We start from the raw sequence: 24,386 nt of genomic DNA, 5'->3' as shown, positions 1-24,386 counted from the left end.
AGAAAAGGATATTCTTATGACTACTACCAATCAATCATTACTTGAGCGCCGTAAAGCGGTATTGCCAACCGGACTTGGCGTTGCCTTTCCTATCTTTGCCGAAAAAGCAAAAAACTCGGAAGTTTGGGATATTGAAGGCAATCGTTATATCGACTTCGTCGGCGGTATCTCAGTATTGAATACCGGTCACAGCCATCCAAAAATCACTCAGCGTGTGCATGAGCAGCTAGACAAATTTACCCATACTGCCGCGCAAATGATTAACTATGAATGCTATGTTGAGCTTGCTGAAAAGCTTTGCCAAAAAGCCCCTATCAGCGGTGATACCAAAGCATTCTTTTTGACCACTGGCGCTGAAGCCGTTGAAAACTGCATCAAGATTGCTCGTGCCAAAACCGGTCGTCCGGGTGTGATTTCTTTCGTTGGCGGTTGGCATGGTCGCACGCTAATGTGCATGAGCCTAACGGGTAAAGTATTACCATACAAAAAGAACTTTGGTCCGATGCCAGGCCCTGTATTCCATGCGCTATTCCCAGCTGAAGAGCTAAATGTTACTGAAGCACAAGCATTGCATAGCCTTGAGATGATTTTCCAAGCGGATATCGACCCAAGTGAAGTGGCAGCGATGATTATCGAGCCAGTACAAGGCGAGGGTGGTTTCCATCAAGTCACGCCATCATTTGCCAAAGCCTTGCGCGAGATTTGCGATGAGCATGGCATTGTGCTGATTTTTGATGAAGTACAGTGTGGTTTTGCCCGTACCGGTACGTTGTTCGCCAGTGAGCAGTTGGGCGTTGAGCCGGACCTAATGACCAGTGCCAAGAGCTTGGCGGGTGGTTATCCTATTTCTGCCGTTATTGGCCGTGCTGATATCATGGATGCGCCGCAAGTAGGCGGTTTGGGTGGTACTTATTCTGGTAACCCACTGGCTTGTGTAGCAGCTTTAGCAGTCATGGAAGTTATCGAAGAAGAGAATCTACTTGAGCGTAGTATTGAGATTGGCGACAAAATCGAAGCTTTCTTAAAGGGTTTAAACTTAAGCAGCATCGGTCATATTCGTCATAAAGGCGCGATGTTAGCGTTTGAGTTAATCGACAGTGATGGCAAGCCTGATGTTGAAGCAACGGCCAATTTAAAAGCCAAAGCATTTGAGCAAGGTCTGTTATTAGCCTCTTGTGGCATGTTCGGTAACGCCATTCGCGTGATGGTGCCACTAACGGTTGAAGATGAAGTGCTCCAAGAAGGCCTTGATATTATCAGAGGCATCTTGACTGCTTAATTGTATTAAGACTGAATAATACATGCGTCAGATTGGGATTCATATGTTCTTGATCTGAGTGGTGGTTTTACAACGGCGCCTTGCAAGTCAAGACGCCGTTGTTGTCTCTGCTATCGATATATAAAAACATTATCAAGCTTCACAGTCGAGAAGTATGGAAAGATAAATATGAGGGGCGATGCCCTGTTACATAAATCCTGTTATACAAAATACATGTCACTCTAGGTGTAATGAGCAAAAGATTAACATGGATTAAACACGGACAAGGAGTAGATTATGTCTGAATTAAAAAAATCTTTAGGGACGCTAGACGTTATCGCGTTGGCATTTGGTGCGATGGTCGGTTGGGGCTGGGTCGTTTTAGCGGGCGGTTGGATTTTGTCTGCTGGTACGTGGGGTGCGATGCTGGCATTCTTGATAGGCGGACTGGCAGTGATACTGATTGGGGTGACTTATGCTGAGCTTGCCGCATCGATGCCAGTCACCGGCGGTGAGCACACTTATACCCATCGCGCATTAGGGGTCAATGTCTCCTTTATCTGCTCATGGAGTATTCTATTTGGTTACTTCTCGGTGGTCGCATTTGAGGCGGTCGCACTCCCGACAGTGGTAGAATATTTTATCCCCAATTATAACCAAGGCTACCTCTGGACCATCGCTGGCTGGGATGTCTATGCCACTTGGGTCGGGGTCGGTATGCTGGGCTCCGTCATTGTAACTTGGCTCAATATCCGCGGTATGGAAGTCAGTGCTTGGTTCCAAAAAACGGCCGTATTGGGCATTTTATTCGTCGGTACGTTATTGTTTATCGGTGCGGTACTGTTTAATCCTGAAAGCTCAAATTCAGTACAAGCGCCAGCATTTATTGGTGGTATCGGCGGTATCATGGCGGTTATTGTCATGGTGCCCTTTATGTTTGTCGGCTTTGACGTTATCCCGCAGGCAGCAGAAGAGATTGATTTAACGCGCCCTAATATCGGTAAATTTTTGATTATCTCGATTATCGTTGCGGTGATGTGGTATGTGGGTATTGCGTGGAGTGTGGGCACGACATTGCCACTGGTACAAGCAGAGAACTCAACCCTCGCCACGGCTGATGCCATGACCAATGCGTGGCAAGGCAAGTGGGCGGGTATTTTGTTAGTGATTGGCGGTGTGCTGGGTATTTTATCGAGCTGGAATGCCTTCTTAATAGGCGGCAGTCGTCTGCTATATGCGATGTCCAGAGCACATATGTTGCCAGCCTTTTTAGGTAAATTGCACCCCAAATATAAAACACCATCAAATGCCATTTTATTAATCGGTAGTCTGGCGACGCTTGCGCCGTTATTTGGTCGCAAAATGTTAGTTTGGATTGTCGATGCCGGTGGTTTTGGTATCGTTATCGCTTACACCTGCGTGGCTATCTCATTCTTAGTGCTGCGCTACCGTGAGCCTGATATGGTTCGTCCGTTTAGAATACCAGCAGGTAAACTGGTCGGTATGCTGACGATTGTGCTAAGTTTTGGTTTATTAATGCTCTATATGCCAGGTATGCCATCTGCGTTGACCGCTGTTGAATGGTGGATTTTCTTTGGCTGGACTGTCTTAGGTATCGTGTTATATAGCTATGCAAGGATAAAATATCCTGGTATCAGTGAAGCGATTATGGCAGAAGAGCTACGCGAATTAAAAATTGTTAATCAGCTATGGTTAAAGGACAATCCAAAGAAATAGCTTTTTAGTTAAAGGGTTTCTTTAATAAAGTAGTTGCTCAATAAAGAAGTTCTTTTATAAACTGGCTTTTTAATAAAGTAGCTCTTAAAAAAATCTTATAGTAGAGTTACTTTAAAGTCGATACAGTGCGACTGGGATGAATTTTCCGTAGCCTCTGGCGTGCAAAGCGCGTAGCAAGCAAGGAAAGTTTATACCAGTCGCATATAGCTATAACGTAGCGCTTTTATTTTGAACTGATTATAGTAATAAAATGCCGCTGCAAAAAAAGCCTAACAGTGGATGTTAGGCTTTTTATTATTCTCAAAATCAATCAATCGATTAAGATTTATCACGAATCAATTTATAATTTAAAAATTCAGTTATACCAAGTGTACCAAGCTCGCGGCCAAATCCTGAGCGCTTAACACCACCAAATGGCGTGTTTGCTTCACTACCAGAAGGGGCATTGATAGTGACCATGCCGACGTCCAATTTGTCAGCAATATCAGCAGCTAGGGCAGCATCTTGCGTTTGGATAGAAGCGCCAAGGCCGAAAGGTACGTCGTTGGCTATCTTAATCGCATGCTCAATATCACGAGCTTTGTAGACGACTGCCACAGGGCCGAATAGCTCCTCACGGTAGACATCCATAGATTCGTCAACGTCAGTCAGAACAGCCGGCGCAAACCAAGCACCCGGCTTGTCTTTGACCATGCCACCTTCGACCAATACCGTTGCCCCTGCTTGAACGGCACTGTCTAACTGCTCTTGTAAATTAACCGCCGCCGCTTTTGAAGACATTGGACCGATAAAAGTACCTTCATCAAGCGGATCAGCCAAGGTCATGTTACGTACGGCATTGGTAAAGCCTTCGACAAATTTATCATAGACCGATTCAACGACGATAAGGCGTTTGGCCGCATTGCAAGCTTGCCCTGTATTACCAAAACGACCTTCGATTGCGCCTTTCACGGCTTGTTCGATATCGGCATCGGCTGCGACGATAAAGGCATCTGAACCACCAAGCTCTAGCACTACTTTCTTCAGCGCGCTGCCTGCAACTTTTGCAACCGCTTGACCTGCGCGCTCAGAGCCTGTTAATGAGACGCCTTGTACGCGGCTGTCTTCGATGATGGTCGCTGCTTGCTCATTGGTGGCAAAGACATTGTTATAGACGCCCTCAGGTAAGCCTGCCTCTTTTAGAATATCAACGATGGCTTCGGCGGTCTTAGGACACTGCGGCGCGTGTTTTAGGATAATGGTGTTGCCCGCCATAAAGTTTGGCGCGGCAAAACGTGCTACTTGATAATGCGGATAGTTCCACGGCATGATACCTAATAGAGCGCCTACAGGGAGTTTTTCTACAGACGCAGAACCACTATCAACATCGATGCTATGCGGTGCTAGTAGCTGCTCAGCGTTGTCTGCGTAGTAGCGATAAATCTCAGCAACCAAGCCAATCTCGCCTTTTGCTTGGGCGACAGGCTTGCCCATCTCATTGGCCACGATACGAGCCAGCTCATCTTGGCGCTCAAGATAAATATCGGCAATTTTATGCAGCAAGGTACTGCGCTCGTTCAATGAAACCTGACGCCAGTCTTGATAAGCACTGTGCGCTTGTTCAATTGCGTTTTGAATATCTTGCTCAGTTGCTGTCGGGTAGGTGGCTTCTACTTCGCCAGTCGCTGGGTTGTTTACTTGATAATCGCTCATCATTATTCCTTAGGGTTAGATTGAAAATCCGTTTATGTTTTTTTCTATGCATTTATTTCTATGTGTGTATTTCTATACTTATCTTTCTGTGCTTGTCTGTTTAAGTCTATCTTTTTAAGCGGATAATGTTAGTTGCTGCTGAGTAACGTTATGAGTCTTGCTACCAGCAAAAACGATTTGTCTTATGCGTACATCCATGACCTGATGCTAAAGAAACACTATTTCAAGTGCTACAAAGGCTGCATTTCGGCTGCATTTCGGCGTCGTTTATCATTCAGCCATGAGTCAGTAACGTGCCATACATCGATGGACGGCGATCACGGAAGACGCCCCATTGGCGGCGCGCGATAGCCAGTTCATCTAAATCAAAAGTGGCAGTAAGAACTTCTTTTTTATCCTTCGATGCTTCTTGGGTAATCTCGCCGCGACCATCGGTGATAAATGAGCTACCGTAGAATTCTAGCGTGCTGTCATTGCCATTTTGACTGATGGTTTCTGTACCGATACGATTCGCCGCGATAACTGGCATAAGGTTGGCGGCGGCATGACCTTGCATACAGCGCTGCCAGTGACCTTTTGAGTCAATGCCCAATGTTGGCTCATCACCAATCGCTGTCGGATAAAACAGTAGCTCTGCACCCATCAGCGCCATGCTGCGCGCGCACTCAGGAAACCACTGATCCCAGCAGATACCGACGCCGATTTTGGCGTATTTGGTATCCCAAACCTTAAAGCCAGTGTCGCCTGGGGTAAAGTAAAACTTTTCCGCATAAGGGATGCCATCTGGAATGTGGGTTTTACGATACGTGCCCAGTATCTCACCATCGGCATCAATCAAGGTGACACTATTAAAAAACGTATTACCAGACTTTTCATAAAAGCTGATGGGCAATACTATGTCTAACTCTTTGGCCAATGCTTTAAAGTGGTTGATAGCGGCATTGTCGGCAACTGAAGTCGCCATTTTAAAGTAATCAAAGTCATGAACTTGGCAGAAGTAGGGGGTTTCAAACAGCTCTTGTAGCAAGACAATATTGGCACCCGCTTTAGCAGCCTTGGTTACTAATTCAGTGGCGGTATCGATATTTTGCTGTTTATCCCAACCGCACGCCATTTGGGTTGTCGCAACGGTGACAGTTCTCATTATCTAATTCCTTTTAGTTATTGAGAGAGGTGGGCGGTCTTCTGAGAAGACTATCTATGGGTAATAATTGATAAAGTATTTATCCATAGATAGCGCTCATTTTGAATGCTTGTAATGGTACAAATTAAGCCATCATATAACCCAAGCCTAAGAACGTCACGACGGATAAACCCGCGCCGAGCATGGCATAGGGGAACTGAGTAAAGGCATGTTGCATCGGAGAGCAACCAGCGCCTTGGGCAGCCAATAACGATGAGTCACTAAAGAAACAGGCATGACTACCAAATGAAGAAGCTGACAATAAAGCCCCAATCATCAGTGGCGTGCTGACACCAAGTGCTAACGATATTGGGAATACAATTGGCATGGCAAGGACATATAGTCCCCAGCTTGATGAGGTGGCAAAAGTTAGGAATGCCATGACCGCAAAGATAACAGCAGGGAAGATGACAATCGTCATATATGGCGTGATAGCCTCAATCACGTATGAGGTCATACCCAGCTCGTCATTGATGGCTTTTAGGAAAAAACCGCCGACTACCGTTGATAAGGGATAGAGCATCACTTTAAAGCCTTTAAAAATAGCCTCAACTTGAGTCTCAAAGCTTAAAATACCTTGTATCCAATACACCACAACCGTGACAAAACAAGTCAATAGCGCGCCACGTAATAAATCAATTTCAAAATAAACCGTTGAAATAATCAATAAAATCATTGGAAAAGCAAAGTTCATGATATTGGCTTTAAACGACAGCTTACGTTTGGCTTGAACGTTTGAAACCAATTGCTCTTCTACAAAGGCTTCAGGGACAGGATTACCCGCTTTGGCGCGAGCCTCGGCTTTTTTCATCGGACCCCAGTCACCCAAAATGCCATAAGCTACTAAGAATACAATCAAAAGTGCAAACCAAGCATAAGCCATATAAGGAATAGCACTGATATAAAGCCCGATACCTTCACCGTCCCCAGCCACACCATTCTCTTCTAATAGACCGGCAAAATAGACCGCCCAAGTAGAGATAGGAACGATGATACACATAGGTGCGGCGGTTGAATCGACAATATAAGCGAGCTTCTCACGCGAAACGTTATAGACGTCAGTGAGCTTTTTGACAGAAGTGGATACGGCTAGACAGTTTAAATAATCATCAATAAAAACCACGACGCCTAAGGCAAAAGTAGCTAATAATGATTGACGGCGTGATTTGATGATTTTTTGTAGCCATTCACTAAAGCCATCGAGACAACCACTAATCTCAAGCAGCTGAATAAGACCACCCATCAGCCCGCAGACAAGTACAATCCAGATAATGGTTTCATTGCCCAGTACCATCGACATATTGTCGGCAAAAGGGGATACCAAATCAAACGGATTGAGCATTACGAGGCCAGCGACACAGCCTGCAATCATAGACTCAAACGGTCGTCTAGAAACAACAGCAGTGACCAGCACTAATAATGTGGGTAGTAGAGATAAAGCACCCCAAGATTCATTAGGGTCACGGATGGTCGATAGCCAAGCAAAAGCCAGATAAATGGCGGCTGCTACTATTAAGGTTAGAAATACTCGCTTGTTATGATACTGCCCTTCGACAGCCTCGCTGAGTTTCATGTTCATACTTACGCTCCCTGTAAAACCTCATTGTTTGGAACAAACTCTGTTTTATGGTTGGTGCTCGATAGGCAGTAGCGCATCAGTGCATTCGCTTTCTATCGAGCTCTATCACAACAATCCATTGCTATGACAGATTTATGCCACATCACCTTTAAAATAAAAACGTTGCATGCAAGATGTATCAATCAACGTTAATGATTTAGAGGCTTTGACGTATTTACATGCCAGTCGTGTCTTTTAGCGCATACCACCATGAGCCCATCACAGAATAAGGCACGCGTAGGGCGCGGCCACCTGGGAACGGAATCCAAGGAATCTTGGCAAAATTATCAAACTCTCTGGTGTTACCATTGATGGCATCGGCCAAGATTTGGCCAAACAAGTGCGAGCCCGTCACACCATGACCACTATAACCATGCGCAAAATAGACGCGGTCATGGAGTTTGCCCATTTGAGGTACTCGAGAAAAAGACAAAGCAAAGTTACCACTCCACGCGTAGTCAATTTTGACATCACGTAGCTCTGGGAAAATCTTATTCATGTTTGGTCGGATTTTGGCTGTGATATCAGCGGGGTCTTGACCACCGTAGACTGTACCGCCGCCAAATAACATGCGCTTATCTGCTGACAGGCGATAGTAATCAAGAATATAGCGAACATCCTCGACACAGACGTCGGTTGGAAGCAGCTGGTCTGCTAAATCACCCAATGGTTCGGTGGCGATAATTTGCGTTGAGACGGGCATGACACGGTCCGTCAGCTTGGGTATGACTTTATTGAGATAGGCATTACCGCATAGAACCGCTTGCTTACAAGTAACGGTGCCAAACTCGGTGATGATTTTGATAGAGTCATCGGCATACTCAATATCAACCACCAAGGTGTTTTCGTAGATAGTACCGCCAGATTTTTCGATAGCAGCGGCTTCGCCAAGCGCTAGATTTAGCGGATGGATATGACCACCTGAATGGTCAATAATACCGCCCACATAGGCGTCGGTTTTTATGTGCTCTTGGATACCATGTTTATCGAGCATTTCTCGATCATGCATACCATGGCTTTCCCACAAGGCATGCGTCTCTTGTAAGTCTTTTAATTGACCGTTATTTAACGCCGCAAAGATATTTTTCTCTTTAAGGTCGCAGTCAATATTATAATCAGCAACAAAGCGCCGAATGATTTTGCCACCACGGGTCACAAGCTGACCGACGAAGTTTGCGTTTTCTTGACCATAAGACTTTTTGATTTTTTGTAGGCTGGCATTAAGACCGTTGACGATTTGACCGCCATTACGCCCTGATGCGCCCCAACCAATTTGCGCGCCTTCTAGTACCACCACTTCATGATCAGTTTCGATAAGGTGTAGCGCCGTTGATAAGCCGCTATAACCGCCGCCGACCACACAGATTTCAACTTGAATATCATTTTTTAGGGTTGGTCTATCCGGCTTAGGATTACGGCTGGCCGCATAATAGCTATCAGGGTATTGACCTTTATCTGAATAATGCGGGATATTGCGCGTGTTATTCGAGGATAGGTTTGGGCTCGTTGCTGCGCTGCTATTTAAGTTGCTATTTGACATATCAAACATCCTGTAAATAGGTGAGGTATTCAAGGTTGGTCACTTGCTGAGCAAAGCGTTTGGCTTCTTGTTTTTTGACCGCAATCAATAGCTCAATCATCTCACTTGGAAACAATGAATCAATGATGTCGCTGCTTTCAAATTTGCGGATGGCGGACAGCCAGTCTAATGGCAAAGTTTTAAGCTCGGCTTCGTTGTAAGTAATGCTATTGACCGGCTCTGGCGCTTCAAGCTTGTTTTCGATGCCATAAAGCATGCCTGCTAATACCGCACTACAGACCAGATAAGGGTTGGCATCGGCTCCCGATACGCGGTGCTCGATACGGCGTGCTTGTGAGTCGCCACCAGGGATGCGTACGGCGGCGGTGCGGTTTTCATAACCCCATGACACATTATTTGGTGCCAGCGTACCTGGGGTAAAGCGGCGATAAGAATTGACGTGCGGCGCAAATAACAAGGTACAGTCTGACATGGTTTTTAATAAGCCAGCGACCGCATGGCGCAAGATATCTGACCCTTCTTCTGAGCCGTCATCAAAGACATTGTTGCCATCTTTATCAAGCAGGCTGCAGTGTACATGAAAACCATTACCTGATTGCAAACCAAAAGGTTTAGCCATAAAAGTGGCTGTCAGTTTGCGGCGCGCTGCGACTGATTTAACCACTTGCTTAAATAAAATGGCATCATCAGCGGCTTTTAAGGGGTCATCGACGTGTAGTAGGTTAATTTCAAATTGACCACAACCGTTCTCAGCTAAAGCCGCATCAACCGGAATATCAAGTTTTTTACATTGCTCATAGACTTCATCTAAAAACTCATCAAACTGCAATAAGTCATTGATACTTAAGATAGAAGTTTTATTCAGTCTTAAGCCACTCTTTGGGCGAATAGGCGGTTTTGGCGTTTCGCCTTCGGTGTAATCAATCAAATAAAATTCAAGCTCCGTTGCCATAACCGGCGTTAATCCCAATGCTTTGAATTTTTTGCTGACATAATCTAAGACGTGGCGTGCATCACCGTAATAAGGCTCGTTGTCTTCGGTATAAAGCCAAACGGGCAACAGCGATGAGGGCGCACTGGTATTGAGCAGTGGATAAGCGGCGCGGCCAGTAGGACGGGCGATGGCATCGATATCACCATTGCACTGAGAGGATTCGATAACATCCGCACCCCAGATATCGACCCCTAAAATCGATAATGGCAATCGTATCGCGCCGTTTTCTGCTTTTTCCATCTGATTGAAGGGGATGCGCTTACCACGAAGTAATCCATTGATATCCCCCGCCGCAACATACACATATTCCGTATTATTTGCAGATTCGACCATTCCATTGGTTGTCGTCATGTCTATTATCCCTATTGATGTTAATTTTTACTCTGATTATGGTTGCGCCGTTTATGGTCGCTGTCATTCATAATTGACAAGTCAAGATTGTGAATAACGTTAAATAAAACAGTGTTTCTAAATAAAACAGCACTTATAAATGCCGTGGCTGATACCACATTGTTCAGCTTACTAAGTATCCTTTTCATCTGATTGCGTAATATTTCTACTGCAAAATGAATCACTTAGCGTTATTTTTATCAGTGATGACATCAAGGTTGTAAGTACTGTTATTAACCTTTGTCTTACTAATGTCCTTCAATATATGACTGAAATTTATAGTTGTCAATTAATATTTAAAACTATTAAAAAGTAATTAATTATATCCAATAGGGTTTTTATTAACTAAAAATGAAGTTTATAGTTTACATTATCCAAAAGACTGTGTTAGATTTTAATCAACTAAATCTCGGCATATAGAAGATTTGAGGCTCATATATCACATTCAAGGAAGAATAAAATGCAAACTTATCGACCCATTATTGCTATTGTCTCTTGTCACAAAATGGTTGATGGTCAACCCGCGCAAGCGGTGTATCAGAAATATATCGATGCCGTCCATTTTTATGGTGGTAATCCTATCTTGCTGCCGAACACCGCTGCTGAAAGTGAGAACTTCGCGGCTTTGATTGCCATTGCTGATGGCATTTTATTGACGGGCAGTTATAGTAATGTTGCGCCTGCGCGTTATGGCGCTTCACATATTGAGGAAAAGCAGGACTTAGGTCGTGATGAGCTGAGCTTTAAGCTGCTTGCTCATGCAGAAAAATCTGGTACGCCTTTATTGGCAGTATGCCGCGGCTTGCAAGAGATGAATGTCTATTTTGATGGCAGCTTGCACCCAGATTGGCGCGAAGTAGAAGGGTTTTATGAGCCGCATTTGGAGGACAATACCCAGCCACTTGAAGTACAATATCAGCCGGTGCATGACGTGATTATTCAGCCTGAGGGTCGACTGGCGGCGTTTGGTGAAAAATGGCACGTCAATTCGTTGCACAAACAAGCCATCAATAAAGTAGGTAAGAATTTGTTTGTCGAGGCACGCGCACCGGATGGATTGGTGGAAGCGATCAGCTTAATAAAACATCCATTTATGATTGGTGTACAATGGCATCCTGAGTTAAATTATGCACAAGACGATTTGTCGAAATTTCTATTCAAGGAATTTATCCACTATGCCAGCAAAAAACACGGTTCATAATAGTGCAGAAAACGATATCGAAAAAGAGGGTATTGCGCCCGAAAATGAGATGGATTCGCTCGAAGACGAGGCTGAAGAAGACGAAGCTGATACTGATGACGTTAATAGCGATGAGGAAGACGGGTTAGAGTCTGATGAGGCGCCGTCCGTGCTCGAGATGGATAGGCAGCCAGAAGAAGATATCGGTAAAAAAATCAATCAGCTGCGCCTTGCAAAAGGCTACTCGCAACGCAAGCTGGCAAGGATGGCAGGGGTTACTAATACCTCAATCAGTGCGATTGAGCGTAATAAAGTCAGCCCAGCGGTGAATACGTTAAAGGCGATTTTGCTGGTGTTAGGATCTGATTTAACGACCTTTTTTAGTGATGAGTGGAAAGAGCCTAAAGCACGTGTGGTCGTCACGCCAAAAGATTTGATAGAGCTGAGCGAGCCAAGCAGTAGAGTGTCTCTAAAGCAGGTATATAATTGTAGCACCACCAAAAATCTTGGGTTTTTGATTGAGACTTATCAGCCAAATAGCTCCACGGAAGAAAAAATCGCTCATGAAGGTGAAGAGATTGGCACCGTCATTGAAGGCAAAGTATTGATTCGTATTGAAGAGACGACTTATCTGCTGAATGAAGGTGACAGTTATGTGATTGATACGATTAAACCGCACACCTTTATCAATCCTACTGACGGCGTAACTCGTATCGTAAGTGCGCATACGCCCACGACTTATTAAGTTAATGTTAGAGCTTAATTAACGTTATTGGGTGTTTTAAAAGAGTTTTAGAAATTATTCATTATCATGTAAAGCGCTACTTCTAGAAATAGAAGCAGCGCTTTTTTTGCTGAAAATAGATGGTTATGAGTAAGTTATTAGGTATTGTCTTGAGTTGCGTTTGAATCATCCGCTGATTTTACTGTTTCTGTTGCTTTCACCTCTATTTTCTTGGTGTCTGTCGCTTTCATGTCTGCGGTTTTAGCCTCTAGAACTTTAGTCTCTAGCACTTTAGCATCGGTCGTTTTAGTAGTGTCTTTAAGCAGCCTGACTTTGGTGATTCTATCCGCGGGTTCGATTTTTACATAAGGGGATTCAGGAATGGATTTAGAGGCCTTGCTAAGGCTGTTTCTAATTCTTTTGACCGCTGCTGCATCCGCCTGCGCTTCTGCACGCGATTCTTCATACAGCTCTTGATATACCGCAAGGGTTTGCTCAATCATCTCACGCATGGTGAATTTGGTGGTCATTTCAGGACGCGTAACACTTTCTAGCTGATTGCGTACCGCTTTACAAAGTGCCTTGGCATTGTACTTTCTAACCAAGCCCTGCGGATAAAGCGGTTGTAAAATCTCGCTAAACGCCGCTTGATCCCAACCAATGACTGGCGTGCCTAAATGAATCGCTTGTAGGGCATTGATACCGATAGATTCAGGCTCATTAGCAAGCGCCATGACGATATTGGCGGCTGACAGCCACTCGCGCATGTCGTTACGCTTACTACCAACATAGGTAATACGTTCAGAAAGCCCTAACGTATTGCTACGTTGGCGAAAGTCTTCATGCGCGACGTCACCCTCGCGGTAATCTTCATCCATAATAATGGCGTGAATATTGGGAAACTGTTCTTGTAGATTGCCCAAAATATCAATCAGCCATTCTTGCCCATATTCATTGCCAATGATGGTCGGAAAGACCAGCCATTTTTTATGTTCAAGCTCAGGATATTCAGCAAAAGTGTGCCGCAACCAATAAACAGAAGGATTATGCCGATACGGATAACGGCGCGTATCAACACCGCGGTAGATACGCTTAATGACCTTGGGCTCTAGATCCTCACGGCGCAGGCCTTTTTTTAGATAATTGGTGACGCTGTCAGAGACCGTGATGATGGTATCGACATCAAGCAGCGCTTGTGAGTATTTATTAATCGGATAAAAGCCATACATGGTCGAGACCAGTTTTGGTCGGCGCTTGACGCGCGCACGGCGCAGTGCCAAATGCAGTATCCATGCGGGTGTGCGTGAATGCACATGAATGACGTCGGGGTCGTATTTTTCAATCAGGCGGCGTAGCGGGGCGACTTGTAGCAGTGACAGCCAAGATTTTTTATTCATATAGAGCTGATGGTAAATATTGCCATCACGCTTTAGACGTTTGACCAAGTCATTTTCTTCATCAGCGCTGGAGATAATGATGGAAGTATGCTCATTTTTAACCAAAGCGCGTCCAAGATGAAAAATACCGCGCTCGGATTCATCATGCTTTAAAGACGACAGTAAGCGCATAACTTTCATAATAGCGTCGGTCACCAAATAAGATATCAAGCTGCTATTGTCAGTTAAAAGCGCTGAAAACTCAACCACCAAGATAAAAAGATAAGGTCGGATTTGCCATACTTTTTTTAGCTAAGATTAATCATTTGATGAGAGTTAACCTTAGTATTAATCTTAATAAACTAGCGGCGTTTTTGTAGATGCTCAGCATTAGGTAGCACTTGCTTTTCACTGAGATATTTCCAATAGCGCTGCGGCAAATATTGCTTATGCAGCCGCGGATTTTTACGCTCTTTGATATTGACGTTGGTAAAGTAACCTTGCCAAAACTTTTGATAGCGCTGCTCGTCTTGACTATGAATACTGGCAGGATTACGCAGTACGGCATCGTCTAAGTCTGTAATGGTTTGCAAGGCAGCAGGGCGCGACGGGGTACTTTTACTTTTGTCGTAATAAATACCATAGCCGCGCGCCACATCATAAATTGCCCAATGCTGGTCTTGGTAGCGCTGCCGAAAATGCTCACCAATTAAGGGTAAGACATTAAAATCCGGCTCAACGCGGGCAAAGTAAATATCATCAGTGGTGTGCTCAAAGCGCACAAAAGCTTCCATACGGTGCTTCTCACGAGCGACAGACTTGACGGTTTGTACCAACTCCAAAACATTCAGGTTACCCAAATCTTCCATAATAGCGCGGCTAGGGTAGTCGATGGCATATTTAACCACCTGAAATAAAGTGGTGCCAATATGGTTTTTTTCTGATAAAAATCCCCACAGAATATTGCGCATACCTGAACGACCTAATAATTTATGCAGCTTTGTTAGTACACGTTCGGCATGATTTTCATCTGTAGCAATGCTCGTCGCTTGAGCAATTAATGAAGGTATATAGCAGTCTTGAGCAATTAACTGTAAGGATTCATCATCTTGTAAGCGGTTGGCATAGACATAAAATACCGCACTCAGCCAACCTTCAAAACTTGGCTCATAAAGCACAATACTGGGCGTTAAGTGACTGACAATATAGTCATGATTTTGCATCAGTTGTGACATTTATGTTCCTATTGGATTAAAACAGCGCCAACTGCCCATTACGTTGATCTTTATACTTGGTCTGCGTTTGCGCCAGTACATATTGACGGAAATTATCACGCGTTAAATGCGCAAGATGTTCGTTTTTACCCGTTGTAGCGATAAAGTATTTGGCACGGTTGACCGCCGCACCCATTTTCTTTAAATGGTAAAGCGTCAACTGATTAAACTTGCGTGCCTTGACTATCTTTTTAGCGGTTTTGGTACCGATGCCGGGAATGCGTACAATCATCTCGTAAGTGGCGGTTTGAATATTAACTGGAAAATGCTCACGATGGCGAATCGCCCACGCCAATTTTGGGTCGCAATCTAAGTCTAGAAATGGCGAGTCTGGCTCAACGATTTCGTGCGCGCCAAAACCATAAAAGCGCATCAGCCAATCGGCTTGATACAGACGGTTTTCACGTATCATCGGCACAGGCGTTCCAATCGCTGGCAGGCGACTATCTGTCAACATCGGCACATAGCCAGAGTAATAGACACGCTTTAAATCATACTGTTTATAAAAATGACTCGATAGCTGTATGACTTGCAAATCAGTCTCATTACTGGCGCCAACAATCATTTGACTGGTTTGACCCGCTGGGGTAAATTTTGGTGCTTTTTTATGCGTTTTACGGCTTTCACGGATAGTGATGATTTCTTCTTTTACCGTTTGCATTGGTGCTTTTAGTTGTTCATGCGACTTCTCTGGTGCGAGCAAAGCCAGCCCTGATTTGGTCGGGATTTCGATATTGACGCTTAAACGATCAGCATATAATCCCGCTTCTAATAGTAATTCCTTTGACGCGCCGGGAATGGTTTTTAGATGGATATAGCCATTAAAGCGCTCGCGGGTACGTAATATTTTGGCGACTTCGACCAAGCGCTCCATCGTATAATCGCCACTTTTAAAAATACCTGAGCTGAGAAAAAGCCCTTCGATATAATTACGGCGATAAAACTGCATGGTTAAATCAACCACTTCTTCGACACTAAAAGCCGCGCGCGGGGTGTCATTGCTTTTACGTGAGGTGCAATAAGCACAGTCGTAAATACAATGATTGGTCAAAAGGATTTTAAGTAAGCTAACGCAGCGACCATCTTCAGTATAGCTGTGGCAAATACCGGTTGCTGAGGCATCGCCAAGACCACCGCCTTGATTTTTACGCGTACCAGCCGAAGAGGAACAAGAGACATCATACTTAGCAGCATCCGCTAAAATATTGAGCTTGCCTTGTAGCCGTTCATAATTGATGGTTGCCATAAGCGATATTTACCAATGCATTAATGAAAGGCTATTTTAACAAAATTAACGTTAAGTCATTGTATTTATAGAAGAATATTAGAAATAACACGACAGATGGTGTCGTTAGATGCCAATAATTTATTATCGAGAAGTTATAGCTGAAAAATTACTATCGAAAAGTTATTATTAAAAAGAGCTTTGTCGTTTATATTCTTTACAAACAAAAAAGCCCTGCATTAGCAGGACTTTTAGAGCAGTTATTTAGCAAATATGTTTTTATACGCGGTAGTCGTTACTGAACTTTAGCACGTATAACAACCGTTTGCGGTGCGTTAGCAGGAAGGTCAACCAAGTTCCATTTTAGTCCAGAATAGTTTTCCGTAACGACTACAGTATTGCCAACTTGTTGGATAGTTTGATAGCTATCGCCGCCAGTGGTCGCAAGCGTCGGTAATGGACTGTTTAATGATACCAATTGCACGCCGTTTGGCAATGACACCATCGCATTGATATCAGTAACAGGCTGTGCTGTGGTATTGGTATAAGTGGTGTGATATTCGATGACGTCACCAGGCGCGATATGATTCGCTGGTACGGCCACTTCACGACCGTCTTTATTTTTTAATATCTTCATGACTTTGGTTTGTGCATTGACTACGCCAGGCGTACTAAAAGTCGGGGTCAGTTGCAGAGCGTCTAAAGAGGTAGATACGATTTGCGTCGTTGCAGGTTGGTTGGTCACTACGGTTGTCGTTGGCGCATTGAGGACTGGCAATTGGGTAGCCGTCGTCACAGGCAAGACTTCTGTCACGCTAGTCGTCGGCACGGCTATGACATCTACTCTGCTGGTTTGATTGGTCATCTGGTTGGTCACAGGCACGCTCGTCACCGTGGCACTGCCTTGGGTGACGAGCGTATTGCTAACACCGTTACTGGCGACTTGACGAACCGTATAGCGCGGCACATTGGTCACTTGTGTCACTGCAAACGGCATGCCATCTTGCATGGTGATGCTATTCGGTGTTGCGGTGATGACCGCCGTTTTACCATCAGAATATTGCTCAACCACCGTGGTGCTACCAACAGACGAGCTAACTGCTATCTCAGGCGCGGCATTGGCTGTGGCGATAGACATCACTGCGCCTGCCAACAGTGCTGATACTGCAGTAAATGTCGCTGTTTTTTGCATGATACCTGATGAGCGACGAATAGTAGTGGTCATAATAAAGTCCTTTAAAGTTATAATAAGTAAAACAAAAATGCCAAACACTTAGATAAAAATACCCTCGTTGACTCTACAGAGCAGGTCAACGAGGGTAGCAGTACTAATGCAGTACTAATAATAGTCATAAACCGCCAAACAATATAAGCTATCTATCGAAGCGCGCTATCAAACGATTCAATCATAAACTATCGAATTACTGATTTATCTGTCATTATTTTAATGAAAAGCTAAGCATGTGCCATGCACCTAATTATTTAGCCATCTCAACTCAACAATTATGCGCCAAAACGAATTGAGTAGAAAAGCAGCGTTGTGTAACTGCTCTCCTATAAACGATAAATTTTTGTGTGCTTTACTTTATATATTTCTTAAGAAAATTACTATTTTACTCACTACAAAAGCCAATCAGATTAATCGTAAATCACTTTCATGATTTCGTATTCGACCACACCTTTTGGCGTTTCAATACGGGCTTCGTCGCCTTCAGATTTACCAATCAAACCACGCGCGATAGGTGAGTTGACTGAGATTTTGCCAGCTTTAAAGTCAGCTTCGTCGTCACCAACGATTTTGTACTGTTTTTCTTCTTCAGTGTCCATATTTTCAATAACGACGCTGACGCCGAATATCACACGACCATCTTTTGGCAATGTCGTCGGGTCAATCACTTGCGCGCCGCCAAGTTTGGCTTCGATATCACGGATACGCGCTTCACAAAAACCTTGTTGTTCGCGAGCTGCATGATATTCAGCATTTTCTTTTAAATCGCCGTGTTCGCGAGCTTCAGCGATAGAAGCGGTGATGCGGGGACGGTCGACACTTTTTAACTGTTTTAATTCGGCTTCTAGAGCCGCATGTCCTTGCGGAGTCATGGGATAACGTTGCATGTTTTTTCCTTAAACCAATAACACCACACCATCTCCTAGTGAATAGTGAGATGGTGTCAGTGTTGTTGCAATGAGTATGTGAAGATATAAAAAGAATGAGGTTTAGACGGCGTCATAAGTAAATGCGCGCTTATCCATGAGCGTATATACACTGATAGATGATACACATGAACCTTACGTAATAAAAAGCATAGTCGCAGTTTAGCCACTATGCTTTTTAGGTCTATCTTTTTAAAACTTTGTTTTTTTCAAGCACTGCTTTTTTAAGCCGTACGTTTTTTAAGCACTACTGTTATATAAAAATAGATAACAAGTTTTGCAGCAGCGATTAAACAAGCACTGCAATTATGCTTAATCTACTGAAATTATGCCGCCAAGTCAATAGAGCTATGCGATAGTCTTTGCTTGTTCGTGCAAATCTTGTAGCTTATACACGTCAAACGGTAAGTCGATGGCATAAGATTTACAAACCGCATCTGCCGCGCCTAAGGTTGTCACATAAAAGACTTTACCTTGCAGAGCACTACGGCGAATAGAGAATGAATCCTCTTGTGCCTGTTTGCCTTCAGTGGTATTGATAATAAGGTCGATTTTACCATTTTTCAAGGCATCGACGATATGTGGGCGACCTTCGGTGACTTTATTGATTTGCTTACACTCGATACCGTTATCGCTAAGTACTTTTTGCGTACCCGTGGTGGCAACGATTTTAAAGCCATAGTCGATTAGCTGACGGGCGATAGGGGCGACTTGTTCTTTATCGCTATCACGTACCGAGATAAAGACAGTTTTGGTTTCGCCCTCAACAGGTAGACCTGGCAGACGCTCGTTACTACCGATAACCGCTTTGTAGAATGCTTCGCCAAAGGTTTTACCAACGCCCATCACTTCACCGGTTGATTTCATCTCAGGGCTCAAGATTGGGTCAACACCAGGGAATTTAGCAAATGGGAATACTGCTTCTTTTACCGCGAAAAATGCAGGAACGATTTCAGTGGTAAAGCCTTGGTCTTTTAATGACGTGCCAGCCATACAGCGCGCCGCGATTTGCGCTAATGACGTACCGATACATTTAGAAACGAAAGGTACAGTACGGGCTGCACGTGGATTGACTTCTAAGATATAAACGGTTTCACCTTTTACCGCAAACTGGACGTTCATTAGACCAATTACGCCAAGCTCTTTTGCCATCGCAACGGTTTGCGCGCGCATAACGTCACACAATTCATCAGATAATGAGTAAGGCGGCAGTGAACAGGCTGAGTCACCAGAGTGGACGCCAGCTTGTTCGATATGCTGCATGATACCGCCAATCACCACGTCTGTACCGTCGCTAACACAATCGACATCGACTTCAATAGCATCATCTAAGAAACGGTCTAACAATACCGGTGCTTCATTCGATGCTTGTACCGCAGTACGTAGATAATGTCTTAATTCATCTTCGTTATAAACGATTTCCATCGCGCGACCACCGAGTACATAAGACGGGCGTACCACCAACGGATAACCAACGTCTTTTGCCTTAACCAAACCATCTTCTAAGCTCGTCGCTAGAGCATTGGTTGGTTGAATAAGATTCAATTGCTGAATCATATGCTGGAAGCGTTCGCGGTCTTCAGCACGGTCAATCGCATCTGGGCTAGTACCAATGATTTTAACGCCGGCAGCTTCAAGCGCGCGTGCCAGTTTCAATGGTGTTTGACCACCAAACTGTACAATCACGCCATCAGGATTTTCGATACGGACAATTTCTAACACGTCCTCTAACGTGATTGGCTCAAAGTAGAGACGGTCAGAGGTGTCATAATCGGTTGAAACCGTTTCAGGGTTACAGTTAACCATGATGGTTTCATAACCGTCTTCGCGCATGGCAAGCGCCGCATGGACGCAGCAATAATCAAACTCGATACCTTGACCGATACGGTTAGGACCACCGCCGATAACCATGATTTTCTTATTATCGGTAGGATTGGCTTCACATTCGCTATCGTATGTTGAGTACATATAAGCGGTGCTAGTCGCAAACTCTGCGGCACAGGTATCGACGCGCTTATAGACTGGATAAACGTTTAAATCCCAACGCTTGGTGCGTAGCTGCTTCTGTGATACACCAAGCAGTTTCGCCAAACGCAAGTCTGATAAGCCTTTGCGTTTAAAGCTGCGTAAATTATGCTCAGTTAAACCACCAAAACCTAACGCTTTAACTTGCGCTTCAGTTTTGACGATATCTTCGATTTGTACCAAGAACCATGGGTCGATTTTGGTTAAATTAAACACTTCATCGACGCTCATGCCAATACGGAAAGCATCAGCAATATAATAAATACGTTCAGGCGTTGGAATGGTTAAGCGATTGTTAATCTCGCTACGGGCTTTTTCGATGCTTACTTTTGATAAGTCGATTTGCTCATCAAAACCATCATTGCCAGTTTCCATCCCGCGTAATGCTTTTTGCATCGACTCTTGGAAGTTACGACCGATTGCCATCACTTCGCCAACCGATTTCATCTGCGTTGATAAAACATTATCGGCTTGTGGGAATTTTTCAAAGTTAAAACGAGGGATTTTCGTCACAACGTAATCAAGCGCCGGCTCAAAGCTCGCTGGCGTTTTGCCACCAGTGATATCATTTTGCAATTCATCTAGTGTATAGCCAATCGCCAATTTTGCTGCGATTTTAGCAATCGGGAAGCCAGTGGCTTTTGATGCCAATGCTGATGAGCGTGATACGCGTGGGTTCATCTCGATGACGACCATACGACCAGTCTCAGGGTTGATACCGAACTGCACGTTTGAGCCGCCCGTTTCAACGCCGATTTCACGCAGTACTGCTAATGAAGCATTACGCATGATTTGGTATTCTTTATCGGTCAAGGTTTGTGCTGGGGCAACTGTGATTGAGTCGCCTGTATGTACGCCCATCGGGTCAAAGTTTTCAATCGCACAAATGATAATGCAGTTGTCGTTTTTGTCACGAACCACTTCCATCTCATATTCTTTCCAACCGATTAACGATTCATCGATAAGCAATTGATGGTTCGGTGATAAGTCAAAACCGCGCTCACAAATCTCGATAAATTCGTCACGGTTATAGGCGATACCGCCGCCTGAACCACCCATAGTAAATGACGGACGAATGATACACGGATAGCCCATTTTTTCTTGGGTCGCAAAGGCTTCTTCCATGGTTTCAGCCGTTTCAGCGCGTGGACACTCAAGGCCGATGCGCTTCATGGCTTTATCAAATAAGTTGCGATCTTCTGCCATCTCGATTGAGTCTTTGGTCGCGCCAATCAATTCGCAGTTGTATTTGGTCAAGACGCCATGTTTGTCTAGGTCTAAAGCACAGTTTAGCGCCGTCTGTCCGCCCATCGTTGGCAGGATAGCATCCGGACGCTCTTTAGCAATGATTTGCTCAACCGTCTGCCAAGTAATCGGCTCGATATAGGTCGCATCAGCCATGACAGGGTCAGTCATGATGGTTGCAGGGTTTGAGTTGACCAAGATGACGCGGTAGCCTTCTTCTTTTAGCGCTTTACACGCCTGCGCGCCTGAGTAGTCAAACTCACATGCCTGGCCGATGACGATAGGGCCTGCGCCAATGATAAGAATGCTTTTTATGTCGGTACGTTTTGGCATAGTTAGGGCTACCTTCGTTTGGGTGATATTTTGAGTAATCTGTATTTTAACGATATGTTCAATAACGCTTATCGTGTTTGCTATGGTGCAGCTTGAACCACCATCTGTGCTTCAAGCTTTATATTGATTATTTGCTTACGGCTAATTATTGATAACTTACGCTTTCGCCGCTGCCATCATATCGGCAAATTTATCAAACAATGGCGCAGCATCATGCGGGCCAGGGCTGGCTTCTGGGTGACCTTGGAAACTAAAGACGGGCTTATTGGTCAGCTCAATACCTTGGTTAGTACCGTCAAATAATGAGCGATGGGTAGATTTAACGTTGTCAGGCAGGGTGTCTTCATCAACGGCAAAACCATGGTTTTGACTGGTAATCATAACTGTACCAGTGGCCAAGTCTTGAACTGGATGGTTGGCACCATGATGACCAGTTTTCATTTTGATGGTTTTTGCACCGCTGGCAAGACCAATCAGCTGATGACCTAAGCAGATACCAAAGGTTGGAATGTCCGTTTCTTCAATGATATGACGTACCGCATCGATAGCATAGTCACAAGCAGCTGGGTCGCCAGGGCCATTTGATAAGAAGATACCATCTGGATTCATCGCCAGCACGTCTGCGATAGGCGTTTGCGCGGGTACGACGGTGACATGACAGCCGCGGTCTACTAGCATACGTAGGATATTGGTTTTGCTACCGAAGTCATAGGCGACGACATTGTATTTTGCTTCGACGTGCGTGCCCAAATGTTTAAAGAAGCCGCCCGTACCGCTATCATGGCTACCAGCTACATCGCGGTTAAGTAAGGTGTCTGATAAATCCCAGCTACCGGCGGTCCATTCAAATATCGTCGGTGTACAGCATTCTTTTGCTAAGTCCATACCTTCGATACCAGCAAATTCTTGTGCCAATTTAATCGCTTGCTGTTCATCTTCGCTGCTAATCGTTGCGCCGTTAGAAGCGGTCATGATACAACCGTTTTGTGCACCTTTATCACGTAATAGGCGGGTCAATTGACGGGTATCAATATCAGCAATGGCGACGGTATTATGGCTCTGTAAATAATCACTCAATGACTCTGAGTTGCGGAAGTTTGAGGTCACCATGGTCGCATCGCGGATGATAAGACCTTCAGCCCATACTTGATGACCATTACCAGATTCGACATCTTCAGCGTTGGTACCAGTATTGCCAATGTGCGGATAAGTAAGCGTGACCAGTTGGCGTGCGTAACTTGGGTCAGTTAGGATTTCTTGGTACCCTGTCATGGCTGTATTAAATACCACCTCACCGACACGATGACCAAGACTACCGATACTCAAACCGCGAAAAATCGTACCGTCTGCTAGTGCCAAAATTGCTTGTATTTCTGCCGATGAATTCAAGGGTTGCCTCCGCTGTTATTAGTGAGTGCTGTGCTATTTTTAGGTTAAAATAAAGCGCTGCTTTTTTGATTATTGCTATTTAACTGCGGCTAAATAACCATAATAAAAGAGACAGCGCCAAAATTTTTCCACAAAAAAGCGAGAAGACATCATAGATGAAAAGGTACAGGATTCACTAAGGGGTGAATAAGTAATTTACATCATGTCCGCTCGCTTTGGCACAGATTTTGCGCATTATACTAGAGTTTTGCGTTAAGGGCTAGCACCTTAAGGTGAGGAAGGCAGATAAAATGGGCATAATGTTAAAACGGTTGTTATTTAATCAAAAACTGAGGCAATACCAAAAGCGTTTTTATTCTAAACAGGTTGTATAGTTGATGCCAAATAAAATAGACTCGCCATATCGTTTTTACATCGAACTGATTATATCTACAAGCAATCTAAAGCCTTAAAAATTATAATGAACCGATAAGCCGTAATAGTCGGGCGCTAAATTGGTGGCGATATGCAACTGGTCATCATAATAGCTTTTGGTTAAATACATACTGCTGGCAACCCCTAAGGCTGCTCCTGCTAATACGTCAGTCACATCATGCTCATCGGCTTCAACACGGCTATAAGCCACGAAACCTGCGCCAATATAAGCAGGGATGCTATATTCTAAGCCATAGCGTTTATGAATAAAGCTTGCGCCCTGAAACGCCATTGAGGTATGACCAGAGGGGAAGGATTTCTCATCACGGCCATTGGGTCGCTCTTTATCTATCACTGACTTTAGCACTTGCGTTGCAGCAATGTTGGTCGCAAATGAATAGTAAAATTGCTGACGACCCTCTTTATCATCCATATAATAAGTGCTACCGTAAGCAGCTGCCGGTATCGCAAAGGCCAGCACATCGCCTACCTTGCTAGTAGAGCTACTGTCTGCGTGGACAGGGATGGCAACCATCAAGCTGGTCGATAGTAAAATGATAGGGGCATATTTTTTGCTGATCATCACTGCGATCCTAAAAAGGGTTGGTGAGCGTTGATTGTCCGTATAAAATTTT

The 24,386-nt window shown here is 44.4% G+C and carries 16 protein-coding genes and 1 pseudogene; 4 read left to right on the top strand and 13 right to left on the bottom strand.

What is annotated here, in order from left to right; all coding sequences use genetic code 11:
• The first annotated feature begins 16 nt into the window (after positions 1-16).
• Positions 17-1,279, top strand: coding sequence for a 4-aminobutyrate--2-oxoglutarate transaminase (gabT, locus tag JMX94_RS09430; RefSeq protein WP_201565109.1), 1,263 nt, complete (start codon positions 17-19; stop codon positions 1,277-1,279).
• A 276-nt stretch (positions 1,280-1,555) separates the two neighbouring features.
• Positions 1,556-2,995, top strand: coding sequence for an APC family permease (locus JMX94_RS09425; RefSeq protein ID WP_201565108.1), 1,440 nt, complete (start codon positions 1,556-1,558; stop codon positions 2,993-2,995).
• Between the two features lie 318 nt (positions 2,996-3,313).
• Here the strand turns inward: JMX94_RS09425 and JMX94_RS09420 are convergent, their stop codons facing one another.
• The 5 genes from JMX94_RS09420 to JMX94_RS09400 all read right to left on the bottom strand — a co-directional run bounded on the left by JMX94_RS09420 (position 3,314) and on the right by JMX94_RS09400 (position 10,373).
• Complete coding sequence (locus JMX94_RS09420) at positions 3,314-4,690, bottom strand: NAD-dependent succinate-semialdehyde dehydrogenase (RefSeq protein ID WP_265088951.1); 1,377 nt, start codon at positions 4,688-4,690, stop codon at positions 3,314-3,316.
• A 271-nt stretch (positions 4,691-4,961) separates the two neighbouring features.
• The gene (gene aguB / locus JMX94_RS09415) at positions 4,962-5,834 is read right to left on the bottom strand and encodes an N-carbamoylputrescine amidase (protein ID WP_201565136.1); all 873 of its coding nucleotides are present in this window, start codon (positions 5,832-5,834) and stop codon (positions 4,962-4,964) included.
• Between the two features lie 121 nt (positions 5,835-5,955).
• On the bottom strand, positions 5,956-7,449 hold the full coding sequence (locus JMX94_RS09410) for a Na+/H+ antiporter NhaC family protein (RefSeq protein WP_201565107.1): 1,494 nt from the start codon (positions 7,447-7,449) through the stop codon (positions 5,956-5,958).
• Positions 7,450-7,663: 214 nt separating this feature from the next.
• Positions 7,664-9,028: an FAD-binding oxidoreductase gene (locus tag JMX94_RS09405; protein WP_227673588.1), complete on the bottom strand. Its 1,365-nt coding sequence runs from the start codon at positions 9,026-9,028 to the stop codon at positions 7,664-7,666.
• Between the two features lies 1 nt (position 9,029).
• Positions 9,030-10,373: a glutamine synthetase family protein gene (locus JMX94_RS09400; RefSeq protein ID WP_201565106.1), complete on the bottom strand. Its 1,344-nt coding sequence runs from the start codon at positions 10,371-10,373 to the stop codon at positions 9,030-9,032.
• A gap of 499 nt (positions 10,374-10,872) precedes the next feature.
• Here JMX94_RS09400 and JMX94_RS09395 point away from each other — a divergent pair, with 499 nt between their 5' ends.
• Positions 10,873-11,613 (top strand): gamma-glutamyl-gamma-aminobutyrate hydrolase family protein, encoded by a 741-nt coding sequence (locus tag JMX94_RS09395; protein WP_201565105.1) that lies wholly within the window; start codon positions 10,873-10,875, stop codon positions 11,611-11,613.
• Positions 11,588-12,337, top strand: coding sequence for a cupin domain-containing protein (locus JMX94_RS09390; protein WP_201565104.1), 750 nt, complete (start codon positions 11,588-11,590; stop codon positions 12,335-12,337). The genes JMX94_RS09395 and JMX94_RS09390 overlap by 26 nt, the downstream gene beginning before the upstream one ends.
• Positions 12,338-12,732: 395 nt before the next feature.
• On the opposite strand, the pseudogene JMX94_RS09385 reads toward JMX94_RS09390, so the two are convergent.
• The 8 genes and pseudogenes from JMX94_RS09385 to JMX94_RS09350 all read right to left on the bottom strand — a co-directional run.
• Positions 12,733-13,893, bottom strand: a pseudogene (locus tag JMX94_RS09385) (glycosyltransferase); the annotation flags it as partial.
• Positions 13,894-14,054: 161 nt separating this feature from the next.
• Positions 14,055-14,927 (bottom strand): TIGR03915 family putative DNA repair protein, encoded by an 873-nt coding sequence (locus JMX94_RS09380; protein WP_201565103.1) that lies wholly within the window; start codon positions 14,925-14,927, stop codon positions 14,055-14,057.
• Positions 14,928-14,943: 16 nt separating this feature from the next.
• Entirely contained in the window at positions 14,944-16,212 is a 1,269-nt protein-coding gene (locus JMX94_RS09375; RefSeq protein WP_201565102.1) for a putative DNA modification/repair radical SAM protein, read from the bottom strand.
• Positions 16,213-16,486: 274 nt separating this feature from the next.
• Positions 16,487-17,416: a hypothetical protein gene (locus JMX94_RS09370; RefSeq protein ID WP_201565101.1), complete on the bottom strand. Its 930-nt coding sequence runs from the start codon at positions 17,414-17,416 to the stop codon at positions 16,487-16,489.
• A gap of 413 nt (positions 17,417-17,829) precedes the next feature.
• Positions 17,830-18,306 (bottom strand): transcription elongation factor GreA, encoded by a 477-nt coding sequence (gene greA / locus JMX94_RS09365; RefSeq protein ID WP_079691347.1) that lies wholly within the window; start codon positions 18,304-18,306, stop codon positions 17,830-17,832.
• A 387-nt stretch (positions 18,307-18,693) separates the two neighbouring features.
• Complete coding sequence (gene carB / locus JMX94_RS09360) at positions 18,694-21,948, bottom strand: carbamoyl-phosphate synthase large subunit (RefSeq protein ID WP_201565100.1); 3,255 nt, start codon at positions 21,946-21,948, stop codon at positions 18,694-18,696.
• A 156-nt stretch (positions 21,949-22,104) separates the two neighbouring features.
• The gene (gene carA, locus JMX94_RS09355) at positions 22,105-23,337 is read right to left on the bottom strand and encodes a glutamine-hydrolyzing carbamoyl-phosphate synthase small subunit (RefSeq protein WP_201565099.1); all 1,233 of its coding nucleotides are present in this window, start codon (positions 23,335-23,337) and stop codon (positions 22,105-22,107) included.
• 448 nt (positions 23,338-23,785) lie between these two features.
• A complete protein-coding gene (locus JMX94_RS09350; protein WP_201565098.1) occupies positions 23,786-24,334 on the bottom strand; it encodes a phosphatase PAP2 family protein in 549 nt (182 codons plus the stop codon).
• Positions 24,335-24,386: the final 52 nt, after the last annotated feature.

It is taken from the genome of Psychrobacter sp. CMS30 (assembly GCF_904846565.1).
GTDB lineage: Bacteria > Pseudomonadota > Gammaproteobacteria > Pseudomonadales > Moraxellaceae > Psychrobacter > Psychrobacter maritimus.
Note: the sequence above shows the minus strand (reverse complement) of the source record. Positions and strands in the feature narration are given on the sequence as shown.

Bases quoted from the DNA above. Each gene is read 5' to 3' on its own strand.
- JMX94_RS09410 (WP_201565107.1), bottom strand. From the start codon at position 7,449: ATGAACATGAAACTCAGCGAGGCTGTCGAAGGGCAGTATCATAACAAG.
- JMX94_RS09350 (WP_201565098.1), bottom strand. From the start codon at position 24,334: ATGATCAGCAAAAAATATGCCCCTATCATTTTACTATCGACCAGCTTG.
- JMX94_RS09390 (WP_201565104.1), top strand. From the start codon at position 11,588: ATGCCAGCAAAAAACACGGTTCATAATAGTGCAGAAAACGATATCGAA.
- carB (WP_201565100.1), bottom strand. From the start codon at position 21,948: ATGCCAAAACGTACCGACATAAAAAGCATTCTTATCATTGGCGCAGGC.
- JMX94_RS09395 (WP_201565105.1), top strand. From the start codon at position 10,873: ATGCAAACTTATCGACCCATTATTGCTATTGTCTCTTGTCACAAAATG.
- JMX94_RS09425 (WP_201565108.1), top strand. From the start codon at position 1,556: ATGTCTGAATTAAAAAAATCTTTAGGGACGCTAGACGTTATCGCGTTG.
- JMX94_RS09375 (WP_201565102.1), bottom strand. From the start codon at position 16,212: ATGGCAACCATCAATTATGAACGGCTACAAGGCAAGCTCAATATTTTA.
- greA (WP_079691347.1), bottom strand. From the start codon at position 18,306: ATGCAACGTTATCCCATGACTCCGCAAGGACATGCGGCTCTAGAAGCC.
- JMX94_RS09400 (WP_201565106.1), bottom strand. From the start codon at position 10,373: ATGACGACAACCAATGGAATGGTCGAATCTGCAAATAATACGGAATAT.
- gabT (WP_201565109.1), top strand. From the start codon at position 17: ATGACTACTACCAATCAATCATTACTTGAGCGCCGTAAAGCGGTATTG.
- JMX94_RS09370 (WP_201565101.1), bottom strand. From the start codon at position 17,416: ATGACCACTACTATTCGTCGCTCATCAGGTATCATGCAAAAAACAGCG.
- JMX94_RS09380 (WP_201565103.1), bottom strand. From the start codon at position 14,927: ATGTCACAACTGATGCAAAATCATGACTATATTGTCAGTCACTTAACG.
- JMX94_RS09420 (WP_265088951.1), bottom strand. From the start codon at position 4,690: ATGATGAGCGATTATCAAGTAAACAACCCAGCGACTGGCGAAGTAGAA.
- JMX94_RS09405 (WP_227673588.1), bottom strand. From the start codon at position 9,028: ATGTCAAATAGCAACTTAAATAGCAGCGCAGCAACGAGCCCAAACCTA.